Annotated in this window: 12 protein-coding genes; 9 read left to right on the top strand and 3 right to left on the bottom strand. The window is 73.9% G+C overall.

Annotation, left to right across the window (positions count from 1 at the left end):
- Positions 1–12 precede the first annotated feature (12 nt).
- Both AC3ERT_RS01450 and AC3ERT_RS01445 read left to right on the top strand, forming a co-directional pair.
- Positions 13–1,200: a UDP-N-acetylglucosamine--N-acetylmuramyl-(pentapeptide) pyrophosphoryl-undecaprenol N-acetylglucosamine transferase gene (locus AC3ERT_RS01450; protein ID WP_335972855.1), complete on the top strand. Its 1,188-nt coding sequence runs from the start codon at positions 13–15 to the stop codon at positions 1,198–1,200.
- Between the two features lie 281 nt (positions 1,201–1,481).
- Positions 1,482–3,521, top strand: a complete 2,040-nt coding sequence (locus AC3ERT_RS01445; RefSeq protein ID WP_435133385.1) for an NPCBM/NEW2 domain-containing protein — start codon at positions 1,482–1,484, stop codon at positions 3,519–3,521.
- 35 nt (positions 3,522–3,556) lie between these two features.
- Here the strand turns inward: AC3ERT_RS01445 and AC3ERT_RS01440 are convergent, their stop codons facing one another.
- On the bottom strand, positions 3,557–5,386 hold the full coding sequence (locus AC3ERT_RS01440) for an RICIN domain-containing protein (protein ID WP_435172288.1): 1,830 nt from the start codon (positions 5,384–5,386) through the stop codon (positions 3,557–3,559).
- 360 nt (positions 5,387–5,746) lie between these two features.
- Between AC3ERT_RS01440 and AC3ERT_RS01435 the strand changes: the two genes are divergently transcribed.
- The 5 genes from AC3ERT_RS01435 to bla all read left to right on the top strand — a co-directional run bounded on the left by AC3ERT_RS01435 (position 5,747) and on the right by bla (position 11,409).
- The gene (locus AC3ERT_RS01435) at positions 5,747–8,137 is read left to right on the top strand and encodes an FdhF/YdeP family oxidoreductase (RefSeq protein ID WP_435172287.1); all 2,391 of its coding nucleotides are present in this window, start codon (positions 5,747–5,749) and stop codon (positions 8,135–8,137) included.
- A complete protein-coding gene (locus AC3ERT_RS01430) occupies positions 8,134–8,487 on the top strand; it encodes a hypothetical protein (RefSeq protein ID WP_335972866.1) in 354 nt (117 codons plus the stop codon). The genes AC3ERT_RS01435 and AC3ERT_RS01430 overlap by 4 nt, the downstream gene beginning before the upstream one ends.
- A 175-nt stretch (positions 8,488–8,662) precedes the next feature.
- Positions 8,663–9,049: an SAV_915 family protein gene (locus AC3ERT_RS01425; RefSeq protein WP_435172286.1), complete on the top strand. Its 387-nt coding sequence runs from the start codon at positions 8,663–8,665 to the stop codon at positions 9,047–9,049.
- A gap of 12 nt (positions 9,050–9,061) precedes the next feature.
- Positions 9,062–10,390 carry a diaminopimelate decarboxylase gene (gene lysA, locus AC3ERT_RS01420; protein WP_435172285.1) on the top strand — a complete coding sequence of 443 codons (1,329 nt, stop codon included), beginning with the start codon at positions 9,062–9,064 and terminating at the stop codon, positions 10,388–10,390.
- 68 nt (positions 10,391–10,458) lie between these two features.
- Entirely contained in the window at positions 10,459–11,409 is a 951-nt protein-coding gene (bla, locus tag AC3ERT_RS01415) for a class A beta-lactamase (RefSeq protein WP_435172284.1), read from the top strand.
- 79 nt (positions 11,410–11,488) lie between these two features.
- Here bla and AC3ERT_RS01410 read toward each other — a convergent pair whose 3' ends face one another.
- Positions 11,489–12,082 (bottom strand): TetR/AcrR family transcriptional regulator, encoded by a 594-nt coding sequence (locus AC3ERT_RS01410; RefSeq protein ID WP_335972876.1) that lies wholly within the window; start codon positions 12,080–12,082, stop codon positions 11,489–11,491.
- Positions 12,083–12,185: 103 nt separating this feature from the next.
- Between AC3ERT_RS01410 and AC3ERT_RS01405 the strand changes: the two genes are divergently transcribed.
- Positions 12,186–12,926, top strand: a complete 741-nt coding sequence (locus AC3ERT_RS01405; protein WP_435172283.1) for a nitroreductase — start codon at positions 12,186–12,188, stop codon at positions 12,924–12,926.
- A gap of 202 nt (positions 12,927–13,128) precedes the next feature.
- Here AC3ERT_RS01405 and AC3ERT_RS01400 read toward each other — a convergent pair whose 3' ends face one another.
- A complete protein-coding gene (locus tag AC3ERT_RS01400; protein ID WP_435172282.1) occupies positions 13,129–14,097 on the bottom strand; it encodes an LLM class flavin-dependent oxidoreductase in 969 nt (322 codons plus the stop codon).
- A gap of 361 nt (positions 14,098–14,458) precedes the next feature.
- Between AC3ERT_RS01400 and AC3ERT_RS01395 the strand changes: the two genes are divergently transcribed.
- The gene (locus AC3ERT_RS01395; RefSeq protein WP_335972885.1) at positions 14,459–15,238 is read left to right on the top strand and encodes a transglycosylase SLT domain-containing protein; all 780 of its coding nucleotides are present in this window, start codon (positions 14,459–14,461) and stop codon (positions 15,236–15,238) included.
- Positions 15,239–15,265 lie beyond the last annotated feature (27 nt).

Raw genomic sequence — 15,265 nt, 5'->3', positions numbered from 1 at the left:
TAGGGTGCGCGCGTGAACACTCCCTCTGCCACCCCGCCCGTCCCGTCCTCCTTCCGACTGATCGTCACCGGAGGCGGCACCGGCGGGCACACATATCCCGCGCTCACCGCGATCCGTACCCTCCAGGCCCGGCTGGCGGCCGGCGGCGGCGCGCTCGACGTGCTGTGGATCGGCACCGAGGAGGGGCTGGAGGCGCGGGTCGCCCCGGCCGAGGGCATCGCCTTCGACACCGTCGTCACCGGCAAGATCCGCCGCTCCAGCAACCCGCTGAAGATGGCCTCGCCCGCGAACATGCGGGACATGGCGCGGGTGCCGCTCGGCGTGGCGCAGGCGCGCCGGATCGTCTCCGGGTTCCGGCCGGACGTCGTGCTGGCCACCGGCGGCTATGTCGCGGTGCCCGCGGGCCTGGCCGCCCGCATGTGCAAGCGCCCGCTGGTGCTGCACGAGCAGACGGTGCGGCTGGGGCTGGCCAACCGCAAGCTGGCCGGCTCGGCGGCCCGGATCGCGCTGTCCTCCGACTCCTCGCTCGCCCTGCTGCCCGAGCAGTTGCGGCCCCTCGCGGTGGTGACCGGCAACCCGATCCGCCCGGAGGTGCTGACCGGCCACCCGGACAAGGCGATCAGCGCGCTGAACCTGTACGGCTTCGAGCGCGGCCTGCCCACGGTCTACGTCACCGGCGGCGCGCAGGGCTCGCAGCAGATCAACGACGTGGTGCGCGACGCGCTGCCCTGGCTGCTGGAGCGGGCGAACGTCATCCACCAGTGCGGCCCGGCCAACGTGGACGACCTGCGCCGCCATGTGGCCGGCCTGCACCCGGGGCTGGCCGCCCGCTACCACCTCACCGGCTTCGTGGGCCCCGAGCTGCCGGACGTGCTGGCGCTGGCCGACCTGGTGGTCTCGCGCAGCGGCGCCGGCACCCTCGCCGAGCTGACGGCGCTGGGCAAGCCGGCCGTCTTCATCCCGCTGGCCACCTCCGCGGGCAACGAACAGGCCCACAACGCCCGGCACCTGGAGGAGTCCGGCGCCGCCGTCGCCCTGATCGGCGAGGTCACCGCCGACCGCCTCGTGGCCGCGGCCGGCCCGCTGCTCACCGACCCCGCCCGCCGCGCCGCCATGGCCGCCCAGGCCCGCGCCCACGGCCGCCCCGACGCCGCCGACCGCCTGGTGGACGTCCTGCTGTCGGTGGCCACCCGCTCCTGACCCCTCCCCCTCCCCTCCTCCTTCGACGGGCCCGGCCTTCCCACCGGGCCCGTCAGAGCAGTGAGTGCCCCCCGCACATGTCTTGTCAAAGACACGTCACAGCTTCTACGGTGTGGCCGCGAAAGAAAATGCTCGACTCTGTTTCCTTACGTTGAATTGCCTGCGCACGAGCCGCCGTCGGCCGGACGTCCGACGCATGCGCGCAGGCCGGGCCGGCCGGGAGGGGCCGGCCCTGTTCCGTTCCGTTCGGTTCTCCGAATCACGCGAGCAGAGGAAGCCACATGCCAAGATCCGTCCGCAGGCTGATCGCCTGTGCGACCGCCGGCGTGCTGTGGGCCGGCGGTCTGGGCGCCGCCGCCACCGCCGCGCAGGTGGCCGTCGCCGCGGCGCCCGCCGCCGCTCTCGACAACGGCCTGGCGCTGACCCCGCCGATGGGCTTCAACGACTGGAACGCCTTCGGGTGCGACGTCAGCGAGCAGCTCATCGAGCAGACCGCCGACTACCTGGTCAGCTCCGGGCTGAAGGACGACGGCTACACCTACGTCAACATCGACGACTGCTGGCAGACGCACACCCGCGACGCCGACGGGCGGCTGGTGCCGGACCCGGCGAAGTTCCCCGACGGGATCAAGGGCACCGCCGACTACGTGCACGCCAAGGGCCTCAAGCTCGGCATCTACGAGGACGCGGGCACCGCGACCTGCGCCGGCTACCCCGGCAGCCTCGGCCACGAGGCCACCGACGCGCAGTCGTTCGCGGACTGGGGCGTGGACTACCTCAAGTACGACAACTGCAACAACCAGAGCGACGGCACGCAGGCGGACTACGTGGCGCGCTACACCGCGATGCGCGACGCGCTGAAGGCCACCGGCCGCCCGATCGTCTTCTCGCTGTGCGAGTGGGGCGTCAACGACCCCTGGCAGTGGGCCGGCGACGTCGGCAACTCCTGGCGCACCACCGGCGACATCAACGACTCCTGGTCGAGCATGCTCGGCATCGCCAAGGCGAACATGCCGCTGGGCGCCGACTCCGGACCGGGCCGCTGGAACGACCCGGACATGCTGGAGGTCGGCAACGGCGGCATGACGGACACGGAGTACCGCACCCACTTCTCGCTCTGGTCGGTCATGGACGCGCCGCTGCTGATCGGCACCGACCTGCGCAAGGCCACCCCGCAGACGCTGGCGATCCTCGGCAACAAGGACGTCATCGCCCTGAACCAGGACCCGCTGGGCTCGGCGGCCACCGTCATCTCCTCCGACACCTCCGCGGGCACCTACGTGCTGAGCAAGAAGCTCGCCGACGGCGGCCGGGCGGTGGCGCTGTTCAACTCCGCCGACACCGCGCAGCACATCTCCACCACCGCCGAGGCCGCCGGGCTGCCCCGCCGCGCCAGTTACGCGGTGCGCGACCTGTGGAGCCACACCGACTACGACAGCGCGGGCACGCTGGCGGCGACGGTGCCCGCGCACGGCACGGTGCTGCTGCGGGTCGGCGCGAGCGCGGCGGGCGGCGCGGCCGCGCTGCGCGACCCGGCGCTGCTGGACACCGGCGTCTCGCACGCGCCCGACCACCTCGAGCCCGGCGCCTCCGCGACCGTGGACACCTACGCCACCGACCTCGGCGCGCTGCCGGCCACCGGTCTGCACGTCAGCCTGGACGCCCCGGCGGGCTGGACGGTGAAGGCCGCGGGCGCGACCGGCACCCCGCTGCTGCTCAAGGGCCGTACGTTCGCCACGCCGTGGACCGTCACGGCGCCGACCGGCACCGCGCAGGGCACGTACCCGCTGTCCGGGACGGTCAGCTACGATCCGCCGGGCGGCCGCAAGCAGGTGAGCGTGCCGCTGGCGGGCAGCGTCACCGTGGAGGTGCCGCCGCCGTCCGGCACCAGCTACCTCAGTGACCTGGACTGGGTGACCGCCACGAACGGGTGGGGCCCGGTCGAGCGGGACCAGAGCAACGGCGAGACCGCGGCCGGCGACGGCCACCCGCTGACGATCGGCGGCACCGTCTTCGCCAAGGGCCTGGGCGCCCACGCGCCGAGCACGGTCACCTACTACCTCGGCGGCGGGTGCAGCACGGTCACCGCGACCGTCGGGGTGGACGACGAGAAGGACGGCAAGGGCACCGTGGAGTTCGAGGTGACCGCCGACGGCCGGCAGGTCGCCGACAGCGGGGTACTCACCAATGCCGACGGGCCGACCCCGCTGGCCGCCGACGTCACCGGCGCCCAGCAGGTCCAGCTGATCGTCACCGACGGCGGCGACGGCAACGACAGCGACCACGCGGACTGGGCGGACGCGCAGGTCACCTGCTCCTGACGGGACATCAGCCGGCGGGGCGGGACCGGGCCGGGTCAGCCGGCGGCGGTCAGCGTCAGGGTCTGCTCGGCCGCGCCGCGCCGCCCGCCGACGGCGCTGCCGGTGCGGTCGCTCCAGCTGCGCGCCGGGGTGGTCTCGGTGCCCCGCCCGGCGGTGGCCGGCAGCGCGAGCACCAGCCCGCTGTAGCGGTTGACCAGCTTGAAGGTGCCGGTCCGCGTGCCGTCGGCGGAGGTGCCGGGCAGCACGAACCACTGCTGCCCGACGGTGGGCCCGGCGGCCGGCAGCGCGGTGAGCACCGGCGCCGTGCCCCAGGCCCGGCCGGCGGCGCCGCCGGTGGGCACGCCCAGCGCCCGGCCGGTGGCGGCGCTGGTGATCCGGTACGAGCCGTCGCCGTTCGCGGTGAACTTCCAGCTCTGCGCGGCCGGCCGGCCCGCGGCCGGGGCCGCCGCCGCGGTGCCGGCGCCGCGGGCGGCGAGCACCCGCCCGGCGCCGCTCGCGATCGTGTAGGTGCCGCCCGAGACGACCGGCGCGGCGGCGGACCCGGCCGGGTCGATCGTCACGTTCGCGTACTGCCCGTCGGAGCCGTCGGCGCAGGCGATCGAGCAGTAGGCGCGGAAGGTGCGGCCGACGATGGTGGAGCTGGTCTTGTTCGCGCTGTCCAGCATCCAGCGGTACCACGAGGCGGTGGTGTAGCCGCCGGTGTCGCCGAGCAGGGTCCACTTCTGGGTGGCGAGGTCGGCGGTGGCGTAGAACTGCTGGGGCGCGTTGCCGCTCTGGTCGACCGCCTGCGGCTCGCCGATGTAGAGCCCGAGGTAGGCGTCGTAGGAGATGTCCATCACGAACAGCGGCGAGGTGGGCGGGGCGGTGCCGGCCGCGACCTGCGCGCTGACGGTGCCCGGGGTGGCCGGGTCGTACTCGGCGGCGGGGTCGGTGTAGCCGGTGTCGCCCGCCGAGGCCACCGGCACGATGTTGCTCTCCTTGCCGCCCGTGCCGGGCTGCGACCAGGAGCCGTCGTACCACTTCTGCCAGGAGTCCGGTGCCATCTTCGCGGCGATCGGGGCGCGGGCGACGTGCTCGTAGAACGCCTTCCAGCCGCCGTTCTTGTCCACCGCGCGCGAGCCGTAGTAGACGTAGAAGTACCCCGAGGCGGTGTCGACGAACAGCCGCTGGTCGCCGTCGCCGTAGGAGTAGGTCTGCTGCGGGAAGGCCGCGGTGTCGCCGCGCTCGGTGCTGTACGGCGAGGTCAGCGCGTGGCCCTTGATGGTCCAGGTGCGGCCCTGGTCGGTGGAGACGGCGTAGTCGATGGCGTCGAAGTGGATGCCGTCGCCGAAGGGCTGCGGGGTGAACTCGTTGTGCACCAGCCCGTACCAGTCGCCGGTGTCGGGGTCGACCCAGGTGCCCACCAGGTCGCAGAAGTTGCGCTGGGTGTAGCCGGAGCCGGCCGGGGCGGGGGTAGCGTCCTTGCCGGTGGGGCTGTTGTCGCAGCGCCAGGTCGTGTCGTTGTTGCGGTCGCGCGGCTCGGCCGGGTTCACCGCGTCGCTGATCGCGCCGGAGCGGGTCGCGGTGTCCATGTCGGTGCCGGTGAAGAAGTCCCAGGAGCGCGGCCCGTCGGTGCCGTAGTCGGCGACGGACTGCTGGAAGTAGTAGGTGCCGTCCTTGTCGATGTACGAGCTGGCCGGGGTGTCGGTGGGGTAGGCGTAGCTGCCGGTCGTCCCGACGGAGACCGTGTAGCCGGAGGCGGCCGGGGAGGCGGCGGCCGTGGTGGTCGCCGTGGCGGCGGTCGCGCCGGTCCCGGCGCCGGCGCCGACCACGGCCAGGGCCGCGGCCAGCAGCGCGACGGCCAGTCTTGTTCGAGGGTGTGGCATGCCAGTCCTTCGTCTCGGGGGGTTGGGTCGACGGCGGATCGTCGCCGTCCGAGGCACGGACGGCGGGCGTGGTGAAGTTGCCCGGAACCCTAGCCAGTTGGCATCGATAACACCAGAGCCGGACTGGACGCACCGCCTGGATCTCGTGTTCGTCCAGGCGCTTCGCCGCATCGAGAAGTGGTTTTGGCATCGATAACATCGGGGGCGCGACCGCAGGCTTCCGCGCACCCCGCGAACCGCCGGTGCCCGGCCTGTCGCGTGGCAGCACCGGCACACCCCGGCTTAGCATGCGGCGAACCCCGAGACGTGCCGGGAGGCCGCGCCGCCTGCCTCCCCCGCGACGGCGGAAGGACCCCAGCCATGAGCACCGACGGCGACACCGGCCACCGCGACGGGGACGCGGCGGCGCAGGCCCCGGCCACCGGGGACGCCCTGCCCGGCGCCGCGTCGCAGCCGGCCGCCGCGCCCGACGGCCGCCCCGCCTTCCGCCGCTACCGCCACCCGGCCGCGGGGTGGGGCGCCGCCGCGAGCGTCGGCCGCGCGCTGGCCCGGCAGGGCGAGCTGCTGGACGGCCCGCGGGCGATCATGAAGATGAACCACGAGAACGGCGGCTTCGACTGCCCCGGGTGCGCCTGGCCGGACGACACCAAGGGCCTGCACCTGGACATCTGCGAGAACGGCATCAAGCACGTCACCTGGGAGATGACCCGCAAGCGGGTGGACCGGGACTTCTTCGCCGCGCACTCGGTCACCGAGCTGTCGGGGTGGAGCGACTTCGCCCTGGAGGACCAGGGCCGGCTGACCGAGCCGATGGTCTACGACGCGGCCTCGGACCACTACGTGCCCATCACCTGGGCGGACGCCTTCGCGCTGTTCGGCCGCACCGTGCGGGCGCTGGACGACCCGAACCGGGCCGCCTACTACACCTCGGGCCGGCTCGGCAACGAGGCGACGTTCCTGTACCAGCTGATGGCCCGGGAGCTCGGCACCAACAACCTGCCGGACTGCTCCAACATGTGCCACGAGGCGAGCGGCCGGGCGCTGACCGCGGCGCTGGGCACCGGCAAGGGCACCGTGGACCTGGGGGACTGGGAGGCGACGGACGCGCTGTTCGTCCTGGGCGTCAACGCCGCCTCCAACGCGCCGAGGATGCTCACCGCGCTGGCCGCCGCCTACCGCCGCGGCGCGCAGATCGTGCACGTCAACCCGCTGGTCGAGGCGGCCGCGACCCGGACGATCGTGCCGCACGAGTTCACCGACATGGCGCTGGCGAAGTCCACCCCGACCGGCACCCTCGACCTCCAGGTGCGCATCGGCGGGGACATGGCGCTGCTGCGCGGCATGTCCAAGGCCGTGTTCGAGCTGGCCGCCGTCGACCCGAAGGCGCTGGACGCGGAGTTCGTCGAGCGCCACACCAGCGGCTTCGCGGAGTACCGGGCGCTGTGCGAGCGGACGCCGTGGCCGCGGATCGAGGAGCAGAGCGGTCTGACCCGCGCGGACATCCGTGCCGCCGCGCAGGTCTACCGCGACGCCGACCGCAGCATCTTCAGCTGGTGCCTGGGCATCACCCAGCACGAGCACGGGGTGGACACCGTCCGGGAGATCGTCAACCTCCTGCTGCTGCGCGGGAACCTGGGGCGCGAGGGCGCGGGGCCCTCGCCGGTGCGCGGGCACAGCAACGTGCAGGGCAACCGGACCTGCGGCATCGACCACCGGCCCGGGGCCGCGTTCCTGGACCGGCTGGCCGCGGTGTGCGGCATCGACCCGCCGCGCGCGCCCGGCCTGGACACCGTCCGCACCCTGGAGGCGATGCACCGCGGCGAGGTGAAGGTCTTCGTCGGCATGGGCGGCAACTTCGCGCGGGCCGCGCCCGACACCGCGTACACCTTCGCGGGGCTGCGGGCCTGCGACCTCACCGTGCAGGTGAGCACCAAGCTCAACCGCAGCCATCTGGTGCACGGCCGCCAGGCCCTGATCCTGCCGTGTCTGGGCCGCACCGAGAAGGACGAGCGGCCGGGCGGGGTGCAGAGCACGTCGGTCGAGGACTCGATGAGCATGGTGCACCTGTCCGTGGGGATGAAGCGCCCGGCCTCCCCGCACCTGCTCTCCGAGCCCGCCATCATCGCGGGCCTGGCCCGCGCCGCCCTCCCGGACAGCGCCACCGCCTGGGAGTGGTACGTCGAGGACTACGACCGCGTCCGCGACACCATGGCCAAGGTCCTGGACGGCTTCGAGGACTTCAACCGCCGGGTGCGGCTGCCGCTGGGCTTCCGGATCAGGCAGCCGGCACGGGAGCTCATCTTCCACACCCCGTCGGGGCGGGCGGAGTTCTCCACCGCGGCCCTGCCGGACGTCCGGCCCGCGCCGGGCACCCTGTCGCTGGGCACGATGCGCTCGCACGACCAGTGGAACACCACGATCTACTCCGAGGACGACCGCTACCGCGGGGTGCGCAACCTGCGCACCCTGGTCTTCATGAACCCCGAGGACATGGGCGAGCGCGGACTCGACCCGTTCGACCCGGTCGACATCACCAGCACCGCCGGGGACGGCAGCACCCGCACCCTGGAGGGCTACCTCGCGATCCCGTACGGCATCCCGCGCGGCTGCGCGGCCGGCTACATGCCCGAGATGAACGTGCTGTGCGCGATCGGCGACCGCAGCACGCAGAGCGACCAGCCGATCATGAAGCACCTCAAGGTCACCGTCACCCGCCGGGCGGCGGCCGGCGGCGGGGAGCAGGTGCGATGACCGACCCGGTGTGGAAGAAGGACCCCGAGGAGCACGACTTCCCCGCGGCCGCGGACTACCTCGAACTCCTGCTGCCGCCCGAGCAGGCCCAGGACGCGGTGCGGCGCCTGCGGGCGGTCCCCACCACGTCCAGGAAGGCCAAGGACATCCTGCGCGCCTCGGGCCTGGAGCTGCTGTCCGCCCGCAACCCGCACGTCGCCCACGACATGAAGAAGGCGGTGCTCGGCAAGAAACTCTCCCCGGTGCTGCTGCTGCGCGGCCGGCCGCTGCTGATCGCCGACGGCTACCACCGGGTCTGCGCCATCCACTACCTCTCGGAGGACCTGGAAGTCCCCTGCCGCCTGGCCTGAGCACCGGGCCGGCCGGGCCGCGCGGTGGCCGTCAGCGTCCCGTCAGGAGGGCGCCGCGGGGCGTCAAGCGCGCGTCAGGGGGCGGCGGGCACCCAGGTCCGCGGGCTTAGCGTCGACGAGGCGCCCACGGCACCCCGCCGGACGCCGGTTCCACGCTCTGCACCTGGAGGCACCTGTGGCTGCGACCCGTCACCCGGAGGACCCCGACCCCGACGAACCCGTCCCGGCCGGACCGCTGCTCGTCCCCGTCCGCCCGGGCCCGGGCGGGTGCACCGCGCGCTTCTTCCGCACCCCGCTGGGCACCCGCACCGCGGTCGGCTTCACCAGCGCCGAGCGCCTGGCGGCGGTGCTGGGCGCCGACCAGCCGTGGGTCAGGCTGTCGGCGGCGGCGCTGCGGGCGCTCGCCGAACCACTGGGCGTCACCTGCGTGACGGTGGACCCGCGGTTCTGCGCGCCCGCGCCCGCCCGGGTGCCGGCAGCACCGGCGGCACCGGCGGCACCGGCGTCCGTGCCGACCGGACCGACCGTGCGGCGCCCCGGCGCGCTGCGGGCGATCGGCTGAGGGGCGCGCGACATGTCCGTCTCCGTCGCCTCCCCCGCCCCGGACCTCGCGATCTGGCCCGCCTCGACCCGGCTGCCGGCCGGCGGCGACCAGGACGTCACCGTCGGCGGGGTCTCCCTCGTCGAGGCCGCCGACCGGTTCGGCACCCCTTTGTACGTCCTCGACGAGGGCGAGGTCCGCGACCGCTGCCGCGCCTACCGCGCCGCCTTCCCCGACGCCGAGGTCCTCTACGCGGCCAAGGCGTTCCTGTGCCGTGCCGTCGCCCGGTGGGTGGCCGACGAGGGGCTCGGACTCGACGTCTGCTCGGCCGGGGAACTGGGTGTGGCCGTCGCGGCGGGCGTGCCCGCCGAGCGGATCGTGCTGCACGGCAACGCCAAGAGCCCGGAGGACCTGCACACCGCGGTGCGCCTGGGTGTCGGGCTGATCGTCCTGGACGGCATGTCCGAGATCGCCCGGCTGGCGTCCATCGTGGCCCCCACCGACCGCCAGCAGGTCATGGTGCGGGTCGCGCCGGGCGTGGCGGCCGGCGCGCACGCCGCGGTGCGCACCGGCACCGACGACCAGAAATTCGGCCTGTCCCTCGCCGACGGCTCCGCGCACCACGCCGTCGAGCGGATCATCGGGCAGCCGCGCCTCGAACTCGTCGGCCTGCACTGCCACCTCGGCTCGCAGATCGCCACCACCGGCCCGTACGTCGCCGCGCTGCGCCGGATGGTCGGGCTGATGGCCCGTATCCGCGACCGGCACGGCCTGGTCCTGGGCCGGCTCGACCTCGGCGGCGGGCATGCCATCGCCTACCGCCCCGGCGAGCAGGCGCTCGACCCGCGGCTGCTGGCCCACCGGGTCCGCACCGAGCTGGCGGCCGGCTGCGCCCGGGCCGGACTGCCCGTGCCCCGCCTCACCCTGGAGCCCGGGCGCGCGGTGGTCGGCCCGGCCGGGGTCGCGGTCTACCGCGTGCTGTCGGTCAAGCGCACCCCGGTGCGCACCTTCGTCGCCGTCGACGGCGGCATGGGCGACAACCCCCGGCCCGCGCTGTACGGGGTCCGCTACACCCCGCGCCTCGTCGGCCGCCGCTCCCCCGCCGCCACGGTGCCGGCGAGCGTGGTCGGCCGGCACTGCGAGGCGGGCGACATACTCGCCGAGGGGGTGCCGCTGCCCGCCGACATCCGGCCCGGCGACCTCTTGGCGGTGCCCGCCGCCGGCGCCTACCACCTGTCGATGGCCTCCGACTACAACCTCGTCGGCCGTCCCCCGGTCGTCGCCGTCCGCGACGGCGCGGCCCGCGTCCTGGTGCGGCGCGAGTCGCTGGCCGACATGAGCCGCCGCGACGTCGGCCTGTGAGCCGGCGGGCCGCGCCACGGCGGCGGGGGTCGTTGACCCGGTGGGGCGCGCCGCCCACAGTGGTGCGCATGCCTGCGACCGATCGGCGTACCCGGCGGGCGGCGGGTGCGCTCGCCGCCGTATCCCTCCTGACGGCCGGGTGCGGTGCCGGCGCGCCCCGCGCCGCGCATGTCGCGCCCTCCCCGGCGGGCACCGGCACCGTCCGGGACGCCGACGCGGCTGGGGCGCTGGCCGCGCTGGAGCAGCGGTACCGCGCGCACCTCGGCGTGTACGTCCTGGACACCGGGTCGGGCCGGAGCGTCGCCTACCGGGCGGACCGGCGGTTCGCGCACTGCTCGACGGTGAAGGTGCTCGCCGCGGCCGCGCTCCTGGCCCGGGAGACGGACGCCGGGCTCGACGAGGTCGTCAGGTATCCGGCCGCGGACCTGGTGGCGTACTCGCCGGTGACGTCGCGGCACGCCGGGAGCGGCCCGGGCGGCGGGATGACGCTGCGGGCGGTCATGGCGGCGGCGCTGCGGTACAGCGACAACACCGCCGAGAACCTGATGCTGGACCGGCTCGGCGGACCGGCCGGGCTGCGGCGGGCGGTGCGCGGCATGGGCGACGCCGTCACCGGGGTCGACCGGCCCGAGCCCGCGCTCAACACGGCCGTCCCCGGGGACACCCGCGACACCAGCACCGCCCGCGCGCTCGGCACCGACCTGCGCGCGCTGCTGGTCGGCGGCGCCCTGCCGGCCGGCCGCCGCGCCCTGCTCACCGGCCTGATGGTGCGCAACACCACCGGCAGCCCCTACGTACGGGCCGGGGTGCCGTCGGGGTGGAAGGTCGCCGACAAGACCGGCAGCGGCGGGTACGGGACCCGCAACGACATCGCGGTGGCCTGGCCGCCGCACGGCGCGCCCGTGGTGGTCAGTGTGCTGTCCGACCGCGGGCGCGCGGACGCGGCGTCCGCGGACGGGCTGGTCGCGGACGCCACGAAGGCCGCGCTCGACGCGCTGGGGTACCAGGGCCTGTCGTGAAAGTCCCGCTTTCCTCTCGGTCGAGCGGCGGGATCTTCGCATCAGGCGCCAGGCATACCGAGCAACCCGGTAGGACCTGTCAGATCGTGGTCGGCAGCGCGTTTTCCAGGAGGGTCTCCGCCGCTGTCCGCGCGTGCCGGCCGTAGTTCCACTCGCCCAGCACCATGGCGCGGCTGGCGGCGCCGTCCGCGAGGGTCACGAGTTGCTCGGCGAGGACGGCGGGCTCGCGGCAGCCCATTTCTGCCACCAGGTCGGTCACCAGCCGCACCATCAGCAGTTTCATTTCGCGGGCGTAGGAATGGACCTCGTTCTGGGGGTCGGGGAACTCCGCGGCGGCGTCGATGAACGGGCATCCGCGCACGGGGTCCGTGCCGGTCGGGGGCGGGTCGAACAGTGCGAGGATGCGCTCCTTGGCGGGGATGTCCTCGCGTGCCAGCACGCTCTCCAGGGTGTGCCCCGTCGAGGAGAGGTCCTTGAGATGGGCGAGGACCAGCTCGTCTTTGGTCCTGAAGTGCGCGTAGAGGGTGCGCTTGGACACCGGCGCCCGCTCCGCGATCTGCTCCATGCCGGTCGCGTTGATCCCCTGGGCCGCGAACAGTCCGGCCGCGGCGGCCAGGATGCGCTCCCGCCCTCCGCGCCCCGGCCGTCGAGACGCCGTCGTCATCGTGGTCATGACGTAAGTATACGTTCTCGTTTACTTCGGAGGGGGCGGCTGGCTATAGTGGCCCCTTCAGGTAAACGGTTACGTTTACTTCAGTGATCCTGAGGAGAGTTCCATGAGCGGACCGGCCTTCACCCGGACACACACGAGCCAGGCGCCCACCGGCGGGACACAGCCGGGCGGGACACGAACGTCGCAGTACGCCGAGCAGCTGATCCGCGGGCGCCGCGCGACCCGCGCATTCCGTCCCGACCCGGTACCCGAGGACACTCTGCGCGAGGTCTTCTCCCTGGCCGGCACCGCGCCGTCCAACTCCAACGCGCAGCCGTGGCGGGTCGAGGTGGTCGGTGGCGCACGGCGAGACCGTCTGGCCGACGCCCTGCGAACGGCGCACGCCGAGCGACGCGTCACGGCCGACTACCCGTACGCCGAGGACATGTACGCTCCCGTCCACCAGGAACGGCGGGCCGCCTTCGGTGCCAGCCTGTACGGAGCGCTGGGCATCGGCCCCGACGACCACCCGGCGCGCACGGCCTACGACGCGGAGAGTCTGGGCTTCTACGGGGCGCCCCACGCCGCGTTCCTGTTCGTCACCGGCGACGGCGGGCCGCGACTGGCCGCCGACGCCGGCGCTTACCTGCAGACGCTGCTGCTGGCCATGACCGGCTACGGCGTGGCCAGCTGCCCGCAGGGCCTGCTCAGCTTCTACGCCGACACTGTCCGCGATCAACTCGGAGTGGACGAGGGGAAGCTGCTTGTGGGTATCTCCTTCGGCTACGCCGACGAGAACGCGCCGGTGAACCGGGTCGCGACCGGCCGGGCGGCCCTGGAGGCAACCACCACGTTCCACATCTAGAGTCGGTCCCGAAAGCGCTGGTCACAGCCACTCGTTGCGGGCTGCGACCAGCACGGTCGCCTCGTATCGGACGGCGAGTTTGTCATATGGCCGGCCGCCTCGGGAGCCGAGCTACTTGCGGTAGGGCCTGTCGTCCGGATCTCCGCGGCGCCGCGTCACCGGCGGTCCGCACGACAGGCCCTGAGGACGCCCCCGGCCGCCGTCAGGCGAGGTCCGCCAGGGCCGGGGCCAGCGCGGCCAGGGTGTCGACGGCGGCGGCGTACTCCTCGCCGGGCTGCGGCAGGAGCAGCACATGGTCGGCGCCCGCGGCGAGGTGCCGGCGGGCGGCGGCCGCGATCGCGTCGGGGCCGCCGTGGGCGACGAGGGCGTCCACCAGCGCGTCGTCCGGAGCGGCGGGGTCGGCGCCCGCGCCGGGCAGGCCCAGCTTGGCGGCGACCGCGGCGTAGGAGGGGCGGCTGAGCAGGGCGGTCGCCATCTGGCGGGCGGCGGCGCGGGTCTGCTCGGGGTCGTCGCCGGGCACCACGCTCAGCCCGACGGCCAGCAGCCGGTCCGGCCCGAGCACCTTCCGGGCGTAGGCGGTGTACGCCTCGGGCATCCCGGCGGGCAGGGCGCCGTCGCTCAGCTCGGCGGCCAGCGCCAGCATCCGCGGCCCGTTGGCGGCGACGATCCGGGGGTAGGGCGCCTCCGGCGCGGGCGGCTGGGTCGGGGCGTCCATCCGGCCGAGGTGGTCGCGGAGCGTGGCGAGCGGGCTGCCGTACGCACGGCCGACCGCCGCCGCCTGGTCGGGGTAGCCGACGCCGACGCCGAGCACGAAGCGCCCGGGGTACGCCTCGGCGAGCTGGGCCGCGGCGGCGTGCAGGGTCTGCGGGGAGCGGGCCCAGATGTTGGCGATGCTGGTGCCGAGCACCAGGTGCCGGGTCGCGCCGAGCAGGATCGACGCGTGGACGAGGGCGTCCTTGCCGCCGACCACCTCGTTCGTCCACGCGGTGCGGTAGCCGGCCTGCTCCAGCTGTACGACGGCCGCGCGCTGGGCCGACACCGCGGGCTGGCCGGTGAAGGACACCGGCAGGACCACGCCGACCGGGCCGAGCGCCGCGCGTGCCGCGGCGACCCGGGGGCCGCGCGTGCTGGTCGGGTCGTCCTTGCTGTCCACGGTGACCTGGTCGCCCACGGCGCTCGCCTCTTTCCGCGGCCGTCGGCCGGCGGGTCGCCGGGCCCGCTTCCCGGCCGGTGCGAGCGTATGTCGGCGCGCCCCGGAAAACCGCCGGAATTTCGACACCGTGTGCACACGGCCGGGTACGTCCTGTGCTTGCTGAGGAGGTCCTGTGTGATCCCCTCGATATAGCCCACGTCACAAACTAAGCGCGTTAGTAGGGCCTGCGGGCGGGCGGGCGGCGTGACGCGGCGGGTGTGCGCGGACCCTTTTCCGGCACCCAATTCACCTACGGTTTTGTCCGTAGATGCGACCTTTGACCGTTGAATCCGGGAGCTCTAACAATTCACGAGTCCCCAACGGAAGAGGTAAACCCGCAATGCAGTTCCCCACGGTCACCAAGAAGCTCCCCGGCGTCTCCTCGTTCACCCGGCTGTCGAAGCAGCGCAAGATCACGACTGTCGGCACCACCGCCGCGGCCGCGGCCCTGCTCGCGGTCGTGGGCGTGGAAGCGACCGCAGGAGCCGGTTCGGCGACCGCGGCGAGCGACGCCACCACCGGGTTCAGCGTCTCCGCCGGTCAGCCGGTCCAGCAGTCCGCGCTCGTGGTGCACAGCGCCACGCAGGGCACCACGCACAAGGTCGACCTGGCCGCCGCCGTGCAGACGGCGGACGCGAAGAAGACCGCCGCGCACGAGGCAGCCGTGAAGAAGGCGGCCGCCGAGAAGAAGGCCGCGGCAGCGAAGAAGACCGCCGCCGCGAAGAAGGCGGCTGCCGCGAAGAAGGCCGCCGCTGCCAAGAAGGCCGCCGCCGCGAAGAAGGCCGCGGTGAAGACCTACCCGAACAACCTCGACGGCTGGATACGCCAGTCCCTCGACATCATGCACAAGAAGGGCATCCCCGGCACGTACGAGGGCATCCACCGCAACGTCATGCGCGAGTCGAGCGGCAACCCGAAGGCGATCAACCTGTGGGACATCAACGCCCGCAACGGCATCCCCTCGAAGGGTCTGCTCCAGGTGATCAACCCGACCTTCGACACCTACCACGTGTCCGGCACGTCCTGGAACATCTACAACCCCGTCGCCAACATCACCGCGGCCTGCAACTACGCGGCCCACAAGTACGGCTCGATGGACAACGTGAACTCGGCGTACTGACGCCCCCCGCGCGCACCCCGCACGCAC

The organism is Actinacidiphila sp. bgisy145 (assembly GCF_057708125.1).
This window is presented reverse-complemented; position numbering and strand designations above follow the sequence as displayed.

Bases quoted from the DNA above. Each gene is read 5' to 3' on its own strand.
- AC3ERT_RS01430 (WP_335972866.1), top strand. From the start codon at position 8,134: ATGACCGACCCGGTGTGGAAGAAGGACCCCGAGGAGCACGACTTCCCC.
- AC3ERT_RS01440 (WP_435172288.1), bottom strand. From the start codon at position 5,386: ATGCCACACCCTCGAACAAGACTGGCCGTCGCGCTGCTGGCCGCGGCC.
- AC3ERT_RS01410 (WP_335972876.1), bottom strand. From the start codon at position 12,082: ATGACCACGATGACGACGGCGTCTCGACGGCCGGGGCGCGGAGGGCGG.
- AC3ERT_RS01435 (WP_435172287.1), top strand. From the start codon at position 5,747: ATGAGCACCGACGGCGACACCGGCCACCGCGACGGGGACGCGGCGGCG.
- bla (WP_435172284.1), top strand. From the start codon at position 10,459: ATGCCTGCGACCGATCGGCGTACCCGGCGGGCGGCGGGTGCGCTCGCC.
- AC3ERT_RS01445 (WP_435133385.1), top strand. From the start codon at position 1,482: ATGCCAAGATCCGTCCGCAGGCTGATCGCCTGTGCGACCGCCGGCGTG.
- lysA (WP_435172285.1), top strand. From the start codon at position 9,062: ATGTCCGTCTCCGTCGCCTCCCCCGCCCCGGACCTCGCGATCTGGCCC.
- AC3ERT_RS01405 (WP_435172283.1), top strand. From the start codon at position 12,186: ATGAGCGGACCGGCCTTCACCCGGACACACACGAGCCAGGCGCCCACC.
- AC3ERT_RS01395 (WP_335972885.1), top strand. From the start codon at position 14,459: ATGCAGTTCCCCACGGTCACCAAGAAGCTCCCCGGCGTCTCCTCGTTC.